The 21,329-nt window shown below is 62.4% G+C and carries 13 protein-coding genes; 10 read left to right on the top strand and 3 right to left on the bottom strand.

Annotated features, from left to right (window positions below):
• Positions 1-52: 52 nt before the first annotated feature.
• Together JIN81_RS09995 and JIN81_RS09990 are read right to left on the bottom strand one after the other, a co-directional pair.
• Positions 53-1,450 (bottom strand): sulfatase family protein, encoded by a 1,398-nt coding sequence (locus tag JIN81_RS09995; RefSeq protein ID WP_234044651.1) that lies wholly within the window; start codon positions 1,448-1,450, stop codon positions 53-55.
• A gap of 26 nt (positions 1,451-1,476) precedes the next feature.
• On the bottom strand, positions 1,477-5,481 hold the full coding sequence (locus tag JIN81_RS09990; RefSeq protein WP_200278800.1) for a glycoside hydrolase family 2 TIM barrel-domain containing protein: 4,005 nt from the start codon (positions 5,479-5,481) through the stop codon (positions 1,477-1,479).
• A gap of 148 nt (positions 5,482-5,629) precedes the next feature.
• Here JIN81_RS09990 and JIN81_RS09985 point away from each other — a divergent pair, with 148 nt between their 5' ends.
• The 4 genes from JIN81_RS09985 to JIN81_RS09970 are packed head-to-tail and all read left to right on the top strand — an operon-like array spanning position 5,630 to position 13,287.
• Positions 5,630-6,313, top strand: coding sequence for a hypothetical protein (locus tag JIN81_RS09985; protein WP_200278799.1), 684 nt, complete (start codon positions 5,630-5,632; stop codon positions 6,311-6,313).
• Between the two features lie 58 nt (positions 6,314-6,371).
• Entirely contained in the window at positions 6,372-11,264 is a 4,893-nt protein-coding gene (locus tag JIN81_RS09980) for a DUF1800 domain-containing protein (RefSeq protein WP_200278798.1), read from the top strand.
• Between the two features lie 37 nt (positions 11,265-11,301).
• Positions 11,302-12,774, top strand: coding sequence for a DUF1501 domain-containing protein (locus JIN81_RS09975; protein WP_200278797.1), 1,473 nt, complete (start codon positions 11,302-11,304; stop codon positions 12,772-12,774).
• A gap of 3 nt (positions 12,775-12,777) precedes the next feature.
• Positions 12,778-13,287, top strand: a complete 510-nt coding sequence (locus JIN81_RS09970; protein ID WP_200278796.1) for a hypothetical protein — start codon at positions 12,778-12,780, stop codon at positions 13,285-13,287.
• A gap of 13 nt (positions 13,288-13,300) precedes the next feature.
• On the opposite strand, the gene JIN81_RS09965 is transcribed toward JIN81_RS09970, so the two are convergent.
• Positions 13,301-13,942 carry a hypothetical protein gene (locus JIN81_RS09965; RefSeq protein WP_200278795.1) on the bottom strand — a complete coding sequence of 214 codons (642 nt, stop codon included), beginning with the start codon at positions 13,940-13,942 and terminating at the stop codon, positions 13,301-13,303.
• Between the two features lie 286 nt (positions 13,943-14,228).
• Here JIN81_RS09965 and JIN81_RS09960 point away from each other — a divergent pair, with 286 nt between their 5' ends.
• From JIN81_RS09960 to JIN81_RS09935, 6 genes are all read left to right on the top strand, one after another.
• Positions 14,229-15,983 (top strand): hypothetical protein, encoded by a 1,755-nt coding sequence (locus tag JIN81_RS09960; RefSeq protein WP_200278794.1) that lies wholly within the window; start codon positions 14,229-14,231, stop codon positions 15,981-15,983.
• A gap of 20 nt (positions 15,984-16,003) precedes the next feature.
• A complete protein-coding gene (locus JIN81_RS09955) occupies positions 16,004-16,768 on the top strand; it encodes a vWA domain-containing protein (protein ID WP_200278793.1) in 765 nt (254 codons plus the stop codon).
• 84 nt (positions 16,769-16,852) lie between these two features.
• The gene (locus JIN81_RS09950) at positions 16,853-18,463 is read left to right on the top strand and encodes a phosphate ABC transporter substrate-binding/OmpA family protein (RefSeq protein WP_200278792.1); all 1,611 of its coding nucleotides are present in this window, start codon (positions 16,853-16,855) and stop codon (positions 18,461-18,463) included.
• Between the two features lie 25 nt (positions 18,464-18,488).
• Positions 18,489-19,382, top strand: coding sequence for a hypothetical protein (locus JIN81_RS09945; RefSeq protein ID WP_200278791.1), 894 nt, complete (start codon positions 18,489-18,491; stop codon positions 19,380-19,382).
• A gap of 19 nt (positions 19,383-19,401) precedes the next feature.
• Entirely contained in the window at positions 19,402-20,223 is an 822-nt protein-coding gene (locus JIN81_RS09940; RefSeq protein WP_200278790.1) for a hypothetical protein, read from the top strand.
• 26 nt (positions 20,224-20,249) lie between these two features.
• Entirely contained in the window at positions 20,250-21,296 is a 1,047-nt protein-coding gene (locus JIN81_RS09935; RefSeq protein WP_200278789.1) for a type 2 periplasmic-binding domain-containing protein, read from the top strand.
• Positions 21,297-21,329 lie beyond the last annotated feature (33 nt).

Below are 21,329 nucleotides of genomic sequence, written 5' to 3'. Positions count from 1 at the left end.
GCGCTCCTTACCTTCCCGCGCCTTCAGTTCCGCAGAAGAGGCAAAGCCCATCTCAGCGTTGCTTCCGCTTCTCGAGGAGCAGCTTGAGCATGCGTTCCACCCGTTCGGGATGTTCGGCGGCGCGGTCGATGCGTTCGCCGATGTCTTCCTCGACATTGAACAGGATGGGCGATTGTTCGCTCGGCTTGAAACCGTGGTCCTTGCCGGTTTGCGAGGGGTTGGCGACCATGAGTTTCCACGGTCCCTGACGGACGGCGATGAGGTTGTTCTGCGAGTGGCTGTAGTAGAACTCGAACTCCCCGAGTTCCGGAGCGGATGAGTCTTCCAGCAGGAGTGAACGGATGTCGCGCCCGTCGAGCACGGCGGGGTCGGGTGACTTGGCGCCGGTGAGGGCGAAGAGGGTCGGCAAGACGTCCAGGGTGCTCACGGGTGTGAGTTCGCGCTTCGCACCGATCGTTCCCGGCCAGTAGAAGATCCCCGGGGTGCGGTGACCTCCTTCCCAGCACGAGCCCTTGCCATCGCGGAACGGTAAGGCATAGCCGACGTGCATCCGAGCTTCGCCGTACTTGCTCTTCTCCACCGTGCGGAAGCGGACCCAGGGCCCGTTGTCGGATGAGAAAATGACCAGCGTGTTCTTCTCGATGCCTTCGTCGCGCAGCGTCTGCAGGATGCGCGCCACCGAGTCATCGATCTCGGCCATGACGTCGCCGAGCAAACCCCGGCGCGACTTGCCCTTGAATTCCTCACTCACGAAGAGCCCGAGGTGCGGCTGGTTGTGCGCGATGTAGGCAAGGAAGGGCTCGTCCTTGTGTGCCTTGATGAAGGACACGGCGGCATCGGTGTAGCGGCCGGTCAGAGAGGTGGAAGCCTCGATGTCCGACGGCAGGTTCCTGGCGATCTCCGAGTAGCCGGGCACCGGGTTGCTGCCATCGGGGTCGGACTTGAGCAGCTTCGCATCGCCGTAGTCGTGGGACACGTTGGTGCCCACCCAGGTGTCGAAGCCGTGCGCCAGCGGCAGGGCGGCGGCGGACATCTTGTTGCCCTGATTGGGATTCCCCATGTGCCACTTGCCGAACATGCCGGTGGCGTAGCCGCGTGCCTTCAGCCCTTCGGCCAATGTGGTTTCCTCCTCCTTCAGGTGCGGCTTGGCTCCCGGGCCGATCACCCACGAGCCGAAGCCCGAGTGCATCGGGTAGCGTCCGGTCATCAACGAATAGCGCGAGGCACTGCAGGCCGGTGAGGTGACGTAGAACTGGGTGAAGTTCACCCCCTTGCGCGCCATCTCATCGATGTGCGGCGTCTCGATCACCGGATTGCCATTGAGCGAGTAATCGCCGAAGCCGCTGTCATCCAGATAGATGAGGACCACATTCGGCCGATCGAGCGCCGGGCGTGCGGCCGCGGTGCTCACCACGACGGCGGCGGCGAGGATGGAAGGCAGGAACTTCATGGAAACAGGCATACGGAAATTCAGGTTCACTCTTCCAGCAGACCGAACTCCGCTCCACTGGCAAAGTCCTGTCCATTCTGCGAACTGAGGGCCGTGAAGCGGACGAAGCGGGCCTTCACCGGCTTGTCGAAGATCACGCGTTTCTCCTTCTTGTTCTTGGCGAAGCTCCCCTTCTGGATCGGCTCGCTCCACTGCTTCCCGTCCTTGCTGATCTGGATCGTGTACTCCTTGATGTCACCATTCGGACCATCGAGGCGGGGCTGATAGATGAAGCCCTTGATCGATTTTTCCTCGCCGCCATCGAAGTCGACCCAGTGCGGGAAGGTCGCGACGGTCACCGAATACATCGTGTGCCACATGGTCGCGGGATTGCCATCGACGAGGTTCCGCGCCGCGTTGCCGCCACCGGGTTCCTCGCTGCTGGTGAAGACCACCTCAAGGTCGATCTTCTCCAGCTTCGGAAAGCTCATGCTCACCTCGGACTCGCGGTCGCCTTCATACCAGGCGCGGACCGTGCCCCCCTGCTTCAGCGGCACCGGACCACGGTAGGGTCGCGCCTCGCCGTCATCGATCGCGATGGTGAGCTTCGCCCCTTGCTTGCTGGTCGCGACCTGTACCTCCCCATTCTTCGCACGGACGATGGAAAGCGGCACCTGCCCTGATGGACCGACATTCGCCACTTCCGTCAGCTCGCCGGTGGCAGGCCGGATGATGAAGCCGAAGTCCGTTTGCTTCGCGTAGGCCCGGTCATGTTCCAGCGGGCCACCCTGACCGCAGCTGGCACCCCCGAGGCCGGACACCTTGGCATCGAGATGAAGGATGGTGTCGCCCGCTGGCGGCAGCTCATGGATGTGGCCGGCAAGCGCGAGATCCAGATCCTTGTAAGCCAGCGCGCTGACCGCCATCGGTCCGGTGCCGACGAAGACCAGCCCGCCCTTGTCACCCGTCAGCGCACACCAGCGGGTTTCCTCGCGGTTGGCCATGTCCTGGGGTTTCGGGAATGGCACGAACTGGTCGGCCACAGTACTCTCGTATTTCTGGATGAACTGGCTCGTCCTACGGTCGTTGTAGTTGTTGATCGGCCCGCGTCCGTAGTAGGTGAAGTCGGAAAACTTCGCCGGCACGGTCATCGAGTAGCCCAGGCGGGGCAACACGAAGCCGGGTTCGTTCGAGGTGATGCTCGACTGCAACTCGATCGACCCGTCGGGATAAACCGTCCAGATCTGGTTGGTAACGAAGCGGAAGTCATCCTCGTCGTAGGGACGGTTGGTGAGTTCCTCCACGCGAATGTCCGCCGAGCTCGTGCCACCGTGCTGCTTCCCCGCATTCGGTGCCTGCGAGATCACCGTGAAGGCCAGAGACACCGTGCCATCCGCATGGGTGCGCACCTTCGATGCGGTTGCGCGATGCTTGAGGTTATACAGTCCCTTTTCAAACCAGCTGACGTATCCCCAGGTATCGTTGTTCACGAAGGCGCGGAAGGCATCGAGCTTCGGCCCGTATCCATCGGCAATCACCGTGTCACCGCCCTGCTCGAGACCATGCAGCGATCCATCCTCGAGGTTGAATCGCGCGGTGAATCCCTTGCCCCGGACTTCCCGGATCGTTGCCGAGGCTTCCACGACTTCAAGCGCTCCCTTGCCGGCCACCGCGGCAATCGACGGCCTCTCTGTGGCAGGTTTAAGGAGGATCTGCTCTTCCGCCTGCACGTAGCCGGCCTTCGCCCACGGCATGTCGTCGGCCAGCTTGAACTGGAACTTCACGAAGTATTCCGAGTCCGCTTCCAAGGTCGAGACATCGTAGGGCACCGTGACCGTGGCGCTCGATCGCGGGGCGAGATCCGGCATGGCGAGGTCGCCGCCCTTCACTTCCACGCCGTCCTTCCACAGCGACCAGCCCAGCACATACTCGTGCGTCGGCTCGAAGTAGTGCTTGTTGAAAATCGCGAAGCTTCCCTTCTGCAAATCGTCGGCCTTCACCGCGAGGTATTGATAGACCTTCTTCACCTCGTAGTACTGCGGCTTCGGATCACGCTCGGCGAAGATGATGCCGTTCATCACGAACTGCCCGCTGTTCGGCTTGTCGCCAAAGTCGCCGCCGTAGGCGAGATAGCGTTCGCCGGTGTCGGGATCGTAGTTGTAAACCGCCTGATCGACCCAATCCCAGATGGCACCCCCCATGAAGAAGTTGTTCGACTCGATGGCATCCCAGTAGTCGACCAGGTTGCCGCAGGCATTGCCCATCGAGTGGGCGTATTCGGAGATATGGAAGGGATACTTGATCCCCATGGTCCCCTTCACCGCCGAGCGCATCCAGCCGATCGACGGATACTGGTTCGAACCGATGTCGACGATGGAGTTGTTCCGCTCATACTGGACCGGGCGTGAGGCATCCACTTCCTTGAGCGCCTTGTAGGCATGGACGAAGTTCTCGCCGGGCCCCGCCTCGTTGCCGAGTGACCAGATGACGATGGACGCGTGGTTCTTGTTCTGATGGGTCATTTCCATCACCCGGCCGACGTGGGCATTCTTCCACTCCGGCGGATGGGACAGCGAGGCTTCGCCGTAGTAATATTGGTGCGACTCGATGTTCGCTTCGTCCTCCAGATAGATGCCGAACTTGTCGCAGAGATAGTACCAGTATTCGTCGGTCGGATAGTGGGAGTTGCGGACGTGGTTGATGTTGCCCTGCAGCATCAGCATCACTTCCTCCTCCATCTGCTCACGGGTGAGCACATGTCCGGTCTCCGGGTGGGTCTCGTGGCGGTTCACCCCCTTCATCTTCACCGGCATCCCATTGATGTAGTAGTAGCGCCCGGCCAAACCGAACTCATCATCCTCGGCGGCGGTGTCCTTGATCTCGACCTCGCGGAAACCAGTGTGCACCGAGACCGTTTCGACCACCTTGCCGGACGCATCCTTGAGCTCGGCGACCAGTGTGTAGCGGTAGGGTTGCTCGGACGACCACTTGCGCGGTGCCTCGACCGCCAGCTCCACCGTCGACGCAGTTTCCCCACCGGCTGCCACCGCGTCGACCTGGGCCGTTGCCGTGGCACCGTCGACCGGCTGGTTCTCGTCGGAATAGAGTTCATTGGCGAAGAGCGAGTAGCTCACCGTGTGGCCGTCGGCCTTCCCGTCGCCGAGGTTGCGGATGTCGGCCGTGATCTTCAGCGAGCCGTCCTCGTAGTCCTCATCCAGATCCGGTAGCACGAACAGGTCGCGGATCTGCAGCTTGGGAGTCGAGTAGAGCGAGACCGAGCGGAAGATGCCCGGCAGGCGGAACATGTCCTGGGCCTCGAGGAAGGAACCGTCCGAGTTCCGATAGACCTCGGCGGCGATGACGTTGCTCCCCGGCTTCACATGATCGGTGATGTTGAAGACGGCGGCATTGCGCGAGTTCTTGGAGAATCCGACGTAGCTGCCGTTGATCCACAGGTAGAAGAAGGAGTCGACGCCTTCGAACTTCACGAACACCTCGCGACCATCCCAGTCGGCCGGCAGCTCGAAGTCCCGGCGGTGCGAGCCGACTTCATTGCGGTCTTCATAAGTCACCCAGTCCTTCGCGGGTTCGCGCATCACGCCGCCCCGCCAATCGTCCGGCTTGACGCTGTGCTGGAAGATGACCGGTTGGTTGCAGTAGATCGGCGTGCCGTATTTCTGATTCTGCTTCAGCCCGAGCAGGTTCCAGTTCGAAGGCACCGGAATCTCATCCCACGACGACACGTCGAAGGACGGCTGGTGGAATTCCTTCGGCCGCTCGTCCGGCGTGCCGACCCAGTGGAATCTCCACATCCCATCGAGCGACTTCACGAAGCGGGAATGCTCCGGCAGCACCTTGCGCGCGCTTTCGACATCCGGAAACGAATAGAAGGTCGCCCGCGGTTGCTCCTTATTGTGCGCCACATGCTCGGGCGACTCCCATTCCTTGCCGGTCGGCGCCTTTTGCTCACCGTAAGTGAAGCCCTCCAAAGGGGCCGACGCAAAACCGTGCAGGGACATGCCAAAGAAGAGACTGAGTGAGATTCGATTCATGGTCCAGAGAGTCAATGGCCAGAGCGTGCGCTGGAAACATGGACATACAAAGCACTTTCTTAGCTCATTCGTGCCCAAAGTTGCCGCCGCCTCCCATGCTACGCCCTCTTTCCCCAACGTGTTCCAGCCTTGATCCGATGATGCGACCATGCAGCCTGTGAAGCCGATGCGCGCACCTGCTTCCCACTCCCTGATCCTCGCAGGCTTCCTGTTTCCCGCCGTCACCCATGGGGTCGTCCTGATGCAGCTGGAGACCTTCGACAGCAGCACCGGCTGGGGCGTGGGAAATCCGCACCCTTCCCCGCCGTCGATCCAGGCCGACGTCGGTCCCGATGGCAACGGGGACTTCGCCCTGCGCATGTCCGCCTCCGCAGGACAAGGTGCCGGCAGCAGGCTGGCCATCATCAACACCTCCGACTGGGCGGGCGACTACCTCACTGCAGGCATCGACACCCTGACCATGGATCTGCGGAACCAGTCCTTCCTGTCGTCGGACATGCGGGTCGCCGTCAACGGGCCGGGCGGCTGGTTCGTCACGGATTCCCAATCCCTCAGCGCTTTCTCGACCTGGACCCCCGTCTCCTTCGACCTCAGCCCGGGCGCCCTGATCAGCGCGGGTGGATCCGATGCCAGCTCCACGCTGTCCGATGTGGGGGAAATCCGCATCCTCCACAGCTCCACGCCCTCGTTCCGCGGTGGCACGGGCCAACGCACGGTGCTCGTGGACAATATTCAGGCCGTCCCGGAGCCGAAAACCCTGATGCTCACGACCTTTGCCGCCCTCGCTCTACTTCGTCGCAAACGTACGGTTGCACGAGGGGGCCGATTCTGATTGGTTCGCTTTTGTGTCCCAAAATATCAGCTTGGCTTTAGCTCTGAGCTCTGCGGCGATGGCCGCGACCCCCCAAGCTCTGAATTCCGTTTGGTCCCTCGGTTCCGATGACGGCTCCACCTCGCCGTTCCGGCAGGAGAGTTTCGGTCCGAACAGCGCCCCCGGTTCTTCCACCGCGAAGGATGACGACTACTACTTCGCGGGGAACTACCCTTCACCGATCGGCTCCTTGGCGAGCGATGAAGCGATCGAGAATGTCGAACGCGCCCTGACTGCCGGGGACCCGCGACAACGCTTCCACTTTCCCCTCTCCGCGGCCCAACGCTCGTCGGACGCCCACTTCATGCTCACGGTCGACCTGTTCGGCGGCGGCATCTGGGTCGGCGGAACGCTTCCGGGATTCGGCCAGCATGACATCACGATTTCCCTCAATGGCCAGCCACTCGGAACCTGGACGAGTATCGAGACCAACACGCTGCTGAAGATCCCTTTCGATGCCTCCGCATTCCCGCTGACCGCCGAGGACAACATCCTCACCATCGAACGCACCGGCACCACCGCCGGCGGCTACATCTCGCTGGATTACCTCAAGCTGGATGTCGACGAAGACGCCTACGCGGACGGCGATGGCGACGGCATGCCCCGATGGTATGAGGAAATGTACGGCCTCGACGATGGCGACGGCACGGACGCCGCACTCGACCCGGACGGCGACGGCCTGAGCTCGCTTGCCGAATCGGCGCTGCGCACGAACCCCACCGATCCAGACACCGACAACGACGGGCTTTTCGATGACGAAGCCAGCGACCCACTCGATGCCGACAGCGACGATGATGGGCTGCTCGACGGGGACGAACTCACCACTCTCACCGACAACCCGGACAGCGACGGCGACAATTTCCCGGACGGCTACGAGGTCGAGCTTGGCAGCGATCCCGCATCCGCCGCCTCCACCCCGTTCTCCTTCCCCGGAAGCATCGGTCTGCAATTCCTCGCCGCCCGGGAGGACTCGATCGCACTCGGCACGTGGGAACGCGCCGGCGTCATCCCCGCACCCCATTGGAACGCATCCAACCTCCAACCGACCTGGCCACCGAACAGCACCCCGCTGACCGACAGCGCCACGGCGCTGATCGACGGCGCCGGCAATGCCACCACCGTCCACGCAAGCTGGTCCTTCGGCTATGCCGTGGTCGGACGGCACTCGGGGGGCGGCGATGAACGGCTCCTCGACAGCGGCATCTGGACCGACCAGCCGCATGGACCGGACATCCCCGTCGAAGTCACCCTGTCCGGGATCCCCTTCAGCACCTACGACGTGATCGTCTACTGCGGCGGGCCAAATCCCTACAACCGTGCCAGCGCGCGCCTCGATGGCGATGCCTCCAGCACCCGCTATCTCCGCTCCGCCGCCGCACCACCCTTCCTCGCCTGGACGGAAGCCACCGCCACCACCGAGCCCGAGCTCACCGATGCCAACTACGTCCGTTTTCGTGGACTGAGCGGCAGCAGCCAGAAGGTCATCCTCGAACAACTCGACAACGACTCCGTGGCCATTCACGGCGTGCAGATCATCGACATGGCCGCGGACAGCGACGGCGACGGCATCCCCGATGCAGTGGAAATCGAGCACCGCCTCGATCCCGCGGCCTCCGATGCCACCGCCGACCCCGATCAGGACGGCCTCGGAAACGCCGCGGAGCTGACCGCCGGCACCGACCCGCATGAAGCCGACACCGATCACGATGGCCTGCTGGACGGCGAAGAGACGATCACCGATCCACTCGACCCGGATAGCGACGACGACGGCCTGCGCGATGGCGATGAAGTCCACGGCAACCCCTTCCCGTCCAACCCGATGCTGATCGACAGCGACAGCGACGGACGCGATGACCCGACCGAGCTGGCCGCCGGCACTGACCCGCAGAACCCGGCGGACGTGCCACCGGGCGTGCCGGTCTGGAATCCCACCACCCGCACGTGGCTCTGGCAGGTCGACGACATCCGCCTGCGCTGGAACCACGCCGAGTCCCCACTGGCAGGCCGCCGGACCGAGCTCTTCGAACTGGTCACCGAGTTCGACGACGGTGGCTGGTCAGCAGCCATCCGCATGGGTCTCTACTACCGCGACGGGGTGGTGACCCACCGCATCCGCTGCATCAATGGCGTGTTCCACTACGAAGGACAGCCCGGCTGGTCATTCTACGGCACCGGTTCCACCCAGCCCGCGAACGACCTCAAGCAGGCCTTGGGTTTCAGCGGTTTTGGTGAAGCCGACGACTCACTGCCCCTGCGTCTCCAGTTCACCGCTCACCAGCCGGACCCCGGCGAGAACCTGTGGACGCTCACCTACAACCTCTATCAGACCGAAAACCCCGCCCAACCGGTGCTGCTCGGCACGGAAAGCTGGACCAATGGCGTCGCCGCCGATCCCAGACTCCTCGATGGCTCCGCTCCTTGGACCGACGTCTACGGCAACCCCAACGTTCCCACCTTTGACAACGAACCCGGCGTGGAGGCCTTCATCACCCGCCAAGCCCTCGGCCCGGCGGATGCCGACAGCGATGGCATGCCGGACAGCTGGGAAACCACCCACCTGCTGAATCCCGCCGACCCCGCCGATGCCACCCTCGACCCCGACAACGACGGAGTAATCAGCCGCGACGAGTTCTTCGCCGGCACCGACCCGAACGACGACGATAGCGACGGCGACCAGGTGCTCGACGGCGAGGAAATCCGCCAAGGCAGTTCGCCAAACGACCCGAACTCGTATCCGACCTACTTCCACTTCAGCAGCTCCCCCGACGACCTCGATGGAAACGGGCTGTCCGACGCGTGGACACTCTGGGCAGGTGGCGCCCCGCGCAACCCTCTCGCCGATGACGACGGTGACGGCATGAGCAACCTCGCCGAGAGCGAGGCCGGCACCGACCCGGATGACCCGAACTCCCGACTCGACCTTGTCGCCCTGAAGTCGGGCAACGACCTGAGCCTCGAATGGCCCGACATCCGGGGGAAGGCACATGGGATCGAATATTCCGAGACCCTCGACCAGTGGGATCCAGCCAGCGGACTCCCCGCCTCATCCGCTTCCAACGGCCGCCGCTCCCTCACCATTCCCAACGCCCTTTCCGGAACCCACGGCTTCTATCGTACTACGATCGGTCCCATGGACAGCGATGGCGACGGCGTCGAGGACTGGGTCGAGCTCGAGTTTCTCGCCAGTTCACCCGATTCGGCGAACTCCTCGGGCCAGGCCGCCGAGAGAGCCGTCGGAGCACCGCTGTCCGGCGATGCCAAGGCACTGGTCGAAAAACTATCAACCGGCGCCTTCCCGGGATCCGGACCGGGATCGACCGGCAGCCCGTCGGCGGTACATGCAGCCCGCTTCCTGATGCAGGCCAGCTTCGGCCCCACTCCCGAGTCGATCGACCGGGTGCGCGAGATCGGCTACGAAGCGTGGATCGATGAGCAACTCGCCATGCCCGCCTCGGCGCTCACTCCCTACATCCGCGAGATCAAGGAGGACGCCCGGAACGGCAGACTGGATCCACTCTACGATTACAACGATGGCGGCAGCTACGTCACCGGCCGGAATGTCACCACCCCTTGGGCACGCCACGCCATCGACGGTCCCGACCAACTCCGCCAGCGCCTCGCCTTCGCGCTGTCACAGATTCTCGTCGTTTCACGCCGCGACGCCCAGTTGGCCGACCGGCCCGAGGGCATGGCCCACTACTACGACATGCTCAGCCGCCATGCGTTCGGCAACTACGGCGAACTCCTCTACGACGTCGCCCTGCATCCGGCCATGGGCTGGTATCTCAGCCACGTTGGCAACCAGAAGGCCGACCCGACCATCCCGAGGTATCCCGACGAGAACTTCGCCCGCGAGATCATGCAGCTCTTCAGCATCGGCCTGTGGGAGCTGAACATGGACGGCACCCGGAAATCTACTCCGAACGGCCAACCCATCGCCACCTACGGCAACGCCGAGATCACCGAACTGGCCCGGGTCTTCACCGGCCTCTACTACGACTCCCCCTGGGGCTGGGGCAGCGGCGGATGGGCCGACGAGCATTACCTCAAACCGATGGTAATGCACCCGCAGTACCACGACTTTGGTTCGAAGACCCTGCTGGGCGGCGTAACGCTCCCCGCACGGGAGCCCTCGGCTGAGAACGGACTCAGCGACATCCACGATGCCGTGGACCATCTCTTCCGCCACCCGAACACCGCACCCTTCATCTCACGAAGGCTCATCCAGTTCCTGGTCACCGCCAATCCATCGCCCGCCTACGTCAGCCGGGTCTCGTCGGTCTTCGCAGACGACGGCGAGGGCAAGCGGGGCAACCTCGGCGCAGTTGCCAAAGCCATCCTGCTCGACCCCGAGGCACGGAACCTGCCGACCGACCCGGCATTCGGAAAGACCCGCGAGCCGGTGATCCGGACGATGCACCTGGCCCGGCTGATGAAGATGACCGAGGCCCACGAGGAATTTGTCTGGTGGAATCCGGACGAGACCTACTACGACTACAGTTTTCAGGAACCCCTGAGCTCTCCGAGCGTGTTCAACTTCTTCACGCCCGAATATCAGGCACCCGGAGCCATCCGGAACTCAGGGCTCGTCAGTCCGGGATTCCAGATCCTCGACTCCTACTCGGTCGTCTCCTTCCCGAACCTCCTGTGGGACTACCTCAACGAAGGATTCGACTCGGGATGGAGCATCAACTTCGACCCCAATCACAGCGAACTCCTGAAACTCACGGCCGAGGACGGGATGCTCATCGACCGCATCAACCTCCTGCTCTGCGCCGGGAACATGAGTGCCCGCACCCGCAGTGCCATCCTCGATGCCTTCGCCGCCGAACCCGACCTCACGCCCAAGGACAAGGTCGTCGTGGCCCTCTGGACCACCATCAACTCACCCGAGGGCGCCACCCAGCGCTGAGCCAACCCTTACCCGAACCCATTTCCCGTCCCATACCATGAAATCACGCCGTCAGTTCCTCGGAGAAGCCAGTTGCGCCGCCATCGGCTCGACCCCGATCCTCTCGACACTCCTCAACCTCACCATGGCGAACCACGCCGCCGCGGCCAATGGTGAGGCCGCCGGCACCCGCAAGGCGCTCGTCTGCCTCTACCTCGGAGGTGGCTGCGACACCTTCAACTTCCTCATCCCGATGGACCAGCCCGGCGGCTACGACGAATACGCCGCCTCCCGTACCAATCTGGCCATCCCCCGCTCCCAACTCATTCCGCTGAATTTCAGCGACTCCTTCGGCCGCACCTACGGCATCCACCCATCCTGCCCGCGCATCGCCGAGATGTTCAACGGACTCGAAGGCGACCCCGCCGAGAAGCGCCTCAGCCTGCTCGCCAACATCGGCACCCTCATCGAACCCATCCCCGACAAGGAGGCCTACCAGCAGAAACTCGTCGACCTCCCCCAGGCCCTGTTCTCCCACCGCGACCAGACCGAGCAATGGCAGACCTCCGTGCCCCAGGGCATGCAGGTCCTCACCGGCTGGGCCGGACGCTGTGCCGACGTCATCCATTCCCGGCTCAACACCGAGCAGACCGGTGGCTACTACATGCCCATGAATTTCTCCCTTTCCGGGAATTCGACCTTCCAGATCGGCGAGAGTGAAGGCCAGTTCGTCATCACCAGCAACGGCGCGCTCACCTTCACCGGCGCCAACAGCAACACCCCGGCCCACCGCGCGAAGCAGGCCGCGATCGGCTCTACCGTCGAAAGCCCGATCGAGGACCACTACCAGAATCTCTTCCAGCGGACCCACGGCCAGATCACCGCGAACAGCATCGCCCGCGGTGAGGATTTCCAAACCCACTTCGACGACCCGGGCAGCATCGACGGAACCAACGTCGAAGCCGTCATCAACGCCGCGAATTTCCCCGACCACTCGGTCGGACGGAATCTCGCCGCCGCCGTGCGGACCATCGCCATCCGCGACGACCTCAAGCTCCACCGCCAGACCTTCTTCATCGAATTCGGCGGCTGGGATCACCACAGCGAGCTGCTCAACACCCAGGGGGGGATGCTGGCGGTCCTCGACCAGGCACTCTTCGCCTTCCAGCAATGCCTCGAACAACTCGGGCTCAGCGATGATGTCATGACCTTCACCGCCTCCGATTTCGGCCGCACCCTGCGGTCGAACGGGCAGGGCACCGACCACGCGTGGTCGGCCAACCAGATGGTCCTCGGCGGACCGGTGGGAGGCGGCGAGATCCTCGGTCACTTCCCGTCACTGGCCATCGACGGCCCCGACGACATCGGTCGCGGTGGGCGCATTTTCCCGCGCATGTCGGTGGACGAGTATTTCTGCGAGCTGCTGCGGTGGTTTGGGGTGAGCAATGGAGAAATGGACACCGTCCTGCCGAACATCCGAACCTTCTACGATCCCTACAGTAGCACCAACCCGGTCGGCTTCCTCGCCTGAACCATGCGGATTTCCCGTGCGCTTGCCTTCATCATCGCCCTGGGGGCGGCAGGCATCTTCCTGTGGATGACCCTGCGCCCTCCCCGGGAAACCCCGGCCAATCAACCTCCGCCCCAGCCGACCGAGAGTCGCACACCCTCCGTTCCCGCGACCGGCCCACTCCCCGGCGAGGCCCTGATGGTTTCCTATGGTGACCCATCGACCGATCCGCTCGAGGACCTGAAGGCGGTCGACCGCGTCCTCACCGGCTATTTCTCCATCATCAAGGACCACTCGAAGCATCCCATCGGTGGCAACGCCGACCTCGCGGCCGCCCTGCGCGGGGAGAATGCCGGACAGCAGGCGTTCCTCCCCGCGGATCACCCTGCCTTCGACGCGACGGAGCAGCTCGTCGACCGCTGGGGCACCCCCCTCTTCGTCCATCCCGTGGCCGGAAGGGAGATCGAGCTTCGTTCCGCCGGACCCGACCGGGAAATGTTCACGGACGACGATATCGAACTCAACCCGAAGTAACCGAGCCCGCGCCTCACTCGATCAAGCGCTGACTCGCCGCGCATTCCGGATACCTCCGGGCTTCGATCCGGTAGTAGGCCTGCAATAGATCGACCTCCAGATTCACCGCCTTTCTGATCTCGCGCAGTGGCATGTCCAGCATCGGCTTGAAGTCGACCTCCTCGAGTGGCAGGCAGTCGGAAACATAGGCCAGTGCCACCGCATCCTTGAAGACCTTCATCCCGTCTTCCTTGAAGCGGTAGGGCTTGGGATAAAGCACCTTGTTGATGAACCCGAACAGACTTTGCTCATGGGATGAGACCCGGTCGGTGGACCCCATGGTGAAACCGATCACGAAGGCTTCATCCATCAGCGTCAGCCCACGACCCAACAGAATGTGGATGTAGTCATGCTGTTCCAGCGTGACCCGACCCTTGAAGAACCCCAACCCACCGAAATGGAATTTCGGGTTCTCGGTCAGCTTCACGATGAGAGGCACTTCATCCTGCGAGTTGCCGATCGACATCAGGCTCTCGTAGGCCTCACGCATCGTAATTTCGTCATCCTCCAGCTTGGTGATCCAGGTCTTGAGGAATTCGCTGAATTTCTTTCCTTCCGTGATTCCCGGACGCTCGGCCGGGTCGGAACTGGTGGCGATGGGATCGTCGGTAGTCATGGGTTCAGGGCGGGGAAACTCAGCACGATCCGCACCATTTCAACAAGCGATTGGTGCCGGAGCCTGCCCCCGGTCGCTCCAAACGACGAGGCAGCGTGTAATGGCGCACAATGTTGAGACTCCGAATACTGGCGGCATGTCCAGATCCCACCCTTCCTTGATGGAACCAACCCCCGCACCCCGCCCGAAGGCAGAAACGCACGGGTTTTTGTGTTTATTTTCCCCTGCAACCCGCGTTGTCTGGGGGTAAAGCCTACATCGAAATACCCCAACCTCCTCTCCAATCATGAAATCCCTGTTTCCCTCGGCGCTCGGCGCCGCCCTGCTGGTAGGTCTCACTGCCACTCCCGGTCTGGCCCAGAATGCCCAGACCCTGAGCTACAAACCGCTTGAAGCCGCCACCAAGTCCGGCCTCAAACCGGTCACCAACGACAAGAAGGTCCCGGTCATCGCCTGGGGTGCCGATGTCGCCACCCAACTCGCGGTGATGGACGGAATCCTCCCCGGCACCGAACTCTATCGGGAAGACAACTTCCCCGCTCAGGTCGCGAACTGCCTCAATGGCAGCTCCCCCTACCTCCGCGGCACCCTGCCGATGATCCTGCAGGCCCGGAAGGCGTTCCAGAATGCGGGCACCGACCTCGTCGTGATTTATCAGCTCTCATGGAGCAACGGCGGGGACTGCCTCGTCGTGCGCGACCGGGTGAAGTCGATCAAGGACATCAAGTCCGTCGCCCTCCAACTCTATGGTCCTCATGAGCACCCCGCCATCAAGGTGCTTCAGGACGCTGGAGTGGATCCATCGAACGTGAAGTTCCACTACCTCCCCGAACTGGCCGCCCCCCTTGACGGAGGCGGTAACAAGATCGTCTCCCCGCCCGGCCTGTTCGAGGCTCAGGAAGACGTTGACGCCGTGTGGGTGATCTCACCCGACGCTGCTGCACTCACCGAGGGAGACTACGCGGTGAAAGGTGCCCGCATCCTCTTCACCTCGAAGCAGGCAAGCCGCATCATCCCGGATGTCTACGCCGTCCGGAAAGACTACTTCGACAGCAACAAAAAGAAGGTCGAAGGCTTCGTGAAAGGCCTGCTCAAGGCCGAGGAGACCCTGCGTGACCTCGTAGCCGCCAAGGCCACGAAGACCGCCGAACACCGCAAGGTGATGACCACATCGGCCAAGCTCCTGCTCGGAGATGCAGGGCTGGTGGGCGATACCGAGGCCATGCTTTCGGAAGCCGAACTGGTCGGCCATTCCGGCAATGTCGCCTTCTTCACCGGACAGGGAACCACCCGCAGCATGGAAACCCTCACCGAGGAAATCCAGGTCGCCTTCGACAAGGCGGGACGGGGCATCGGACGCTTCGACATGCCCGTCGCAGGATGGGACTGGGCCGCTCTTGGAGCCGGCCTGAAATACGCAGGCGAAGTGAAGGTCGCCAAGTCGGTGTTCAAATCCACCGAGCAGGCCCAACAGAAGGTGGAGAAGTTCCTGATGGAGAATCCGGAACTCGACGAGCGGGACACCGCCCTCTTCGACTTCACGGTTCCCTTCGCCGCCAACCAGAACAGCTTCGATTCCAACGACTCCGCCCTGCAGAACTATTTCAACCAAGCCATGGGCATGGTCGACACCTACGCCGGCACCACGATGATCATCGAGGCGCATGCCGATGGCTACCTGCTCATGCGTCTGCGTCAGGCGCTGGAAAAGAACGATCAGGCACTGCTCGGCAAGATCCAGAAGGTCCTCAAGATGTCGTCCACCCCGACCCAACAGACCGCCACCCTGCTCGAGCGTTCGCTCAAGACCAAGTCCGCCGAACGGGCGGAAGCCCTGCGCGATGCCTTCGTCGACTACTGTGACAAGAAGGGCCTCGTGATGGACACCAACCGCATCGTCGCCGTGGGCCGTGGCTCGACCGCTCCGATCTACGAAAATGCCGACACGCCCCAGAAGCGTGCCGAGAACCGCCGGGGTGTCATCATCCTCGAGCGCCTCGAAGTCCTTGAAGTCGGAGACGACGTCGAGATCGACTTCTAACCTCCGACCCCCTCCTCAGAATGATTCATCGAAACTACTCCCTGGGACTGCTCGCCGTCGCGGCGTTGCTACCCGCGGGCTGCGAGAAATCGCGGACCACCAGCAGCGGCAACTCATCCGAGCGGCAATCGACATTCGAAAGCCCGATGGTCGCCGCCAACGCCAGCAAGGGCAGCTCCGACCACGAGCCCATCCCGAATACGACGCCGCCCGGATCCAAAATGGACCCCAGCTCGAATGCCTACATCGTTTTCGATGGCAGTGGCAGCATGGCGGGCGAGCCGATCCAGCAGGCCAAGCGGGCTGTCGCATCCTTCGTCGACGGTGCCCCCACCGACCTGAACATCGGCCTCTTCGTATTCGATGCCCGCAGCGGTCTCGGTCGGGAAACCGTCAAACTCGGTCGCGGCAATGATCACCGTACCGCTTTGAAGGACGAGATCAGCCGGATCTCGGCCGGTGGCGGCACCCCGCTCGGGTCCGCCATCCAGACCGGCACGAATGCCCTGATCACCCAGTTTCAGGAGCAGCTGCGCTACGGAGACATCCGGCTCATCGTGGTGACCGACGGCCAGGCCAGCGACCCCTCCGCGTTCCGCCGTGGGATCACCTTCGCCAGGGACCACCACGTGCCGATCTACACCATCGGATTCCGGATCAACAGTGACCACCCCCTGCGGCAGTTCTCCGAAGCCTACTTTACGGCCAACGACGAACAGGAGTTGCTCGGAGCCATGCAGGAGACCCTGGCCGAACTGGATGACAGCGCCACCATCGATCTCTAAGTCCTCGACCTCTCCATCCCACTCACACACTCTAGCAGCAGCACCTGCCGCGCCCTCCAGCCTGCCGGATCCTCACCCCACTGAATGAACACCACTTCAAAGCTGGCCGTCCTGATCTTCGGAGTCTGCGCCCTGTTGGCCGGGGCATGGTTCGCCCTGAAGCCGCTTTTCCGCAAACACCAGGAACAGGCCGAGCAGGAGAAAGCCGAACAGTTCGAACGCGAGATTTCGGACGCCAAGGTGAACTCCACCCTCACCGTTGCCGGGGATGGCTACCTCGGATACTTTTTCGCCTCCGCGAGGCAGACGAAGAAGGAAGCCGTGAGGCAGGGGCTCGGCATCCAGTGGATCGATGATGGAGCGGCCGTTGCCGAGCGCGTTTCCAAGCTGGCATCCGGGGAATACGACATCATCGCCATCCCCGCGGCCGAGTATCTCATTCATGGGCGGTCGAAAGGATTCCCCGGCGTGATGGTTGCCGCCATCGCACGCTCGAATGGGGGCGACGGCGTCGTCGTCACGAAGGACAAGTTGCCCAACAACGACGTGGCCGACCTGAACGACGCCTCGCTGGAGTGGGTCTATACCGGAGACAGTCCGAGCGAGTTCCTCGTCGATATCACCGTCAAGGATCTGGACTTCTTCAACCTGCGATCCGCCGATGAAGCCGCCGGAAGCAACGGTGGCGGATGGCGCAGACCCGTCGGTTCATCCGCCGAAGTCTACACCCGGGCCATGAATGGTCAGGGCGACGTCTTCGTGATGTGGGAGCCCGACATCTCCCGCGCCCTCAAGAAGAACCCCAAGCTGACCTACATCTGGGGTTCGGACAAATTCGCAGGCTACATCGTGGACTACTTCGTGGTGAACAAGCAGACGCTCGCAAGCCGCGAAGACGACGTCCTGAAATACTTCAAGGCCTACTTCCGTTCGCTCGACCACTATCGCCGGCATTCGGAAGAACTCACCACCGACATGGCCCGCTGGGCCGACCTCGACCGGGACACCGTCGAGGCCATCGTCAACGAGCAGAAGATCGATTGGCTCGATCTCCACGACAACTGCCAGCAGCAGTTCGGCATCTCCGCCTCCGGCTCGAACATTCCGCCTCAGGAAGGGGTGATCGACACCATTCTCTCGTGCACGGACGTGCTCATCGATACGGATCGTCTGAAGCCCTCCGAGATCAACGATCCCTATCGGCTGGTGAATTCCAGAGTGCTCGAAGCACTCAAGAACACGGCTCCGCGGGCACTCGGTCAGAACGACCAGGGCACGATCGACTTCGAGCCCCTGTCCGACTCCGCTTGGGAGAAACTCCGGGAAATCGCCAAGCTTCAGGTTCGCCCGATTCGCTTCCGCAACCAGACGGAGTTCGAAGTCGGCGCCGCTGAGGAAGTCGACAAGATCGCCAAGCTCCTCTCCGTGAACTACCCGAACTACCGCGTCATCATTCGTGGTCACACCGGTGGCCAGGACAGCGACGAAAACCGGGAGCTTTCCGAATTGCGCGCCGAAGTGGTCAGAAAGCGGCTCGTTCTCGTGCATGGCTTCGACGAGGACCGCTTGTTCATCGAAGGCGTGGGTTCTTCCGATCCCCCGCAGGTGCGCCCCGGCGAAAACCCACGGTCAAGAGCCTACCGCGGCCGGGTCCCGCGCGTCGAAGCCATCCTCGTCGAGCGGGGCGGGCTCTGATTTCCCAGTATCTCAACCAGTGACCATGGCGAAACGGGGTGGAAAGCAAAACCAAGTCAGTCTCGAAAGCCTGACCGACGAGGAAGCCATCTTCAAAGCCGTTCGAAACAAGTGCATCCAATCTCCATTCACCATCCTTCCACTGGCGATCGCCGGAGGCATGCTGCTGCTGACCGGCGCCTTCAGCTGGGGGTTTCTCGGTGTCTTTGCCTCGGTGGCACTCGGGGTGATTGGGGCCGCGGCCTTCATCTACAACATGTGGATCCGCGGCGAAACCCTGGCCAGGGAACACATCCAGTGGCTGATGGAGCAGCTGAAGCAGGATCGCCGCAATGCTCTCGAGGAAATCTCGCGGATGTGCCGCGAAATCGGTTTCCCGGAAGCGGCGAAGGAGGCCGACGAATTGTCGGACGCCTACTCGAAATACACCGAGTTCCTCGAAACCCGGGCAGGAGCCAAACTGGGAGCCGCCGTCGGGCAGCGTCTCGGGCTTGCCGAGTCCGCCCGCAAGGCTGGAGTGGAACACCTGCGGCAAGCCACCGAAATTCATACCGCACTGGCCGGCATCGGCATCGACATGCTGAGACGCGAGCACGCCGAGTGGACGGCGGAACGCACCACCGGATCATCGGACCCCACCGTGCTCGACCAGAAGATCCGGGCCCACGAACAACAGATCAACCGCTACCAACAGCTCGCTTCGAAGCGCGATCAATTGATTGCCGAATCGAACGAACTGGAGGCGGCCTTGAAAACCGCCTACATGTCAGACGCAGGTCGCTCCGACCTGAGCCTGGATGAAAGTAATGATAACCCGGCCACACGATTGTCTCATGTGGTCGCCGCGGCTGAAGCCGCGGAATCGGACATGAAGGATTTCCTCCAGACGGTCCGCCAAGAGACATCCAACACACTGTAACAACGCACCAAAGACAACCATGGGATTACTAAAAGCAATCGGCCGGTTCCTCACCTTCAAATGGTTGTGGGCTGGCGGAAAAGTCAACAAAGCCGCTGAAGAGACCTTCACCTCGTCCGCCGAGGGCGTGGGCATGGCCTTCGACATCCAGAAGGACAAGGAGATCAAGGACCACGCGGAATTCATCAACGCGGTCTCACAACTCGCCGCCAACGTGGAATCCAGCAAGAAGCGCCTCGAGGACAGCCTCGAGCGTGAAGAGGGCGCCATCAAGCTGCGCGATGCCGCCAAGATCCAGCTCGCCAAGGTCCTCAAGGAAAAGGGCCTCACCCGTGAAACCGCTCAGAACGACCCGGATGTGATGAAATGGCAGCGCGCCTTCATCGACTACCAGGCGAAGGTCAGGACGGAGGATGAACTGCAGGCGCAGATCGAACCCGAGTTGAAGGACCGCCAAGGGCGCCTCGATCAACTCAAGACGCAGTTGGCCAAGCGCCAGCGTGAGATCAAGGCCCTCGATGACCAGAAGGCCCAGGCCATCGCGGACTTCGTCGATGCCAAGACCACCTCCGCACTGATGGACCGTCTCAGCGGATTGGAGGAATCCTCCGACCGTTCGGCCATCAATACCGTGACCTCACGCGTCGCGCAGATGAAGCAGCAGGCGAAGATCAAGTCCGAGCTCGAAGGGGCATCGGCCGATTCCATCGAAACCGAGCTGGAGTCCACTCTGGTCGAACAGGCCGGACTCGACCTGCTCGACGAGATGCTCGCAGCAGACACACCGGAAGGTGCACCCAAGACCACCACCCAGGAAGACGAAGGCGAACTCAAGGCCTGATCACTTCCCCTACCCCAAAGAACAACATGATCCTCAAATCAAATCTCGCCGCCCTCACTGCGGCTCTCACTCTGGCCGCACCTCTGGCGGCCCACGCCCAGGCCGACGGCGACTACACCTTCGGCTGGAGCAACTACATCGGCTGGTGTCCGGTCAAATACCTCGCCGACACCGGACTACTGGACAAACACGCCGAAGCCAATGGCATCAAGATCGGGGTGAAGGAGTTCGGCTACGTGGCCTCGATCGATGCCTTCAAGGCGCAGAACATCGACGTGGTTCCCGTGACCACCATGGACGCCCTGACCTTGATCAGCCAAGCCGGAATCGACTGCTCGTTCTTCCTCGTCGGTGACTACTCGAATGGCAATGACAAGTGGCTTGCCACCGGAGCCAAATCGATCGCGGACCTGAAGGGGACCACCGTGCACGGCGAAGAGTTCACCGTGAGCCACTACCTCGTCTACCGTGGTATCGTGCTCAACGGTTTGAAGGAATCCGACTTCAAGTTCGCCCACCGTGCGGAGAAGGGCATCGTCAGTGGGTTCACCAGTGATGATGCCAAGGTCAAGTCCACCGCCACCTGGAATCCACACGCACTCGGGCTGCTCCAACAACCGGGTGTGACCGATGTTTTCAATTCCTCGAAGATCCCCGGCGAAATTCTCGACGGCTTCGTCATGCGCACGGACCTGCTGAAGGAGGATCCCAAGCTTGCCAAGGCCATCTCCGGAGCGTGGTTCGAAGCCATGGCCACGCTCAATGGCGGTGGTCAGGAAGCCGAGGACCTCGTCGCCACCATCGCTCAGGCGGCCAATGTCACCGTGGCCGAGGCGAAGGCCCAACTGAAGACGACCTTCTTCTACTACACGCCGGACACCATGGCGGAGGCCCTCAAATCGAAGGCCCACAAGCAGGCCACCGAACTGGTCCGTGACTTCTGCTTCGATCAGGCGCTGCTCGGTGAGGATGCCGACGACGCCGGCTACATCGGCATCGAGTTCGCCGACGGCGAAGTCCTCGGTGACAAGGGCAACGTGAAGCTCCGCTTCAACGTGGCCGCATCGAAGTAACCCCATCCGGAGTGCGGTGGTTCGTGCCACCGC

Source organism: Haloferula rosea (assembly GCF_016595525.1).
Classification (GTDB): Bacteria; Verrucomicrobiota; Verrucomicrobiia; order Verrucomicrobiales; family Akkermansiaceae; genus Haloferula; species Haloferula rosea.
Note: the sequence above shows the minus strand (reverse complement) of the source record. Positions and strands in the feature narration are given on the sequence as shown.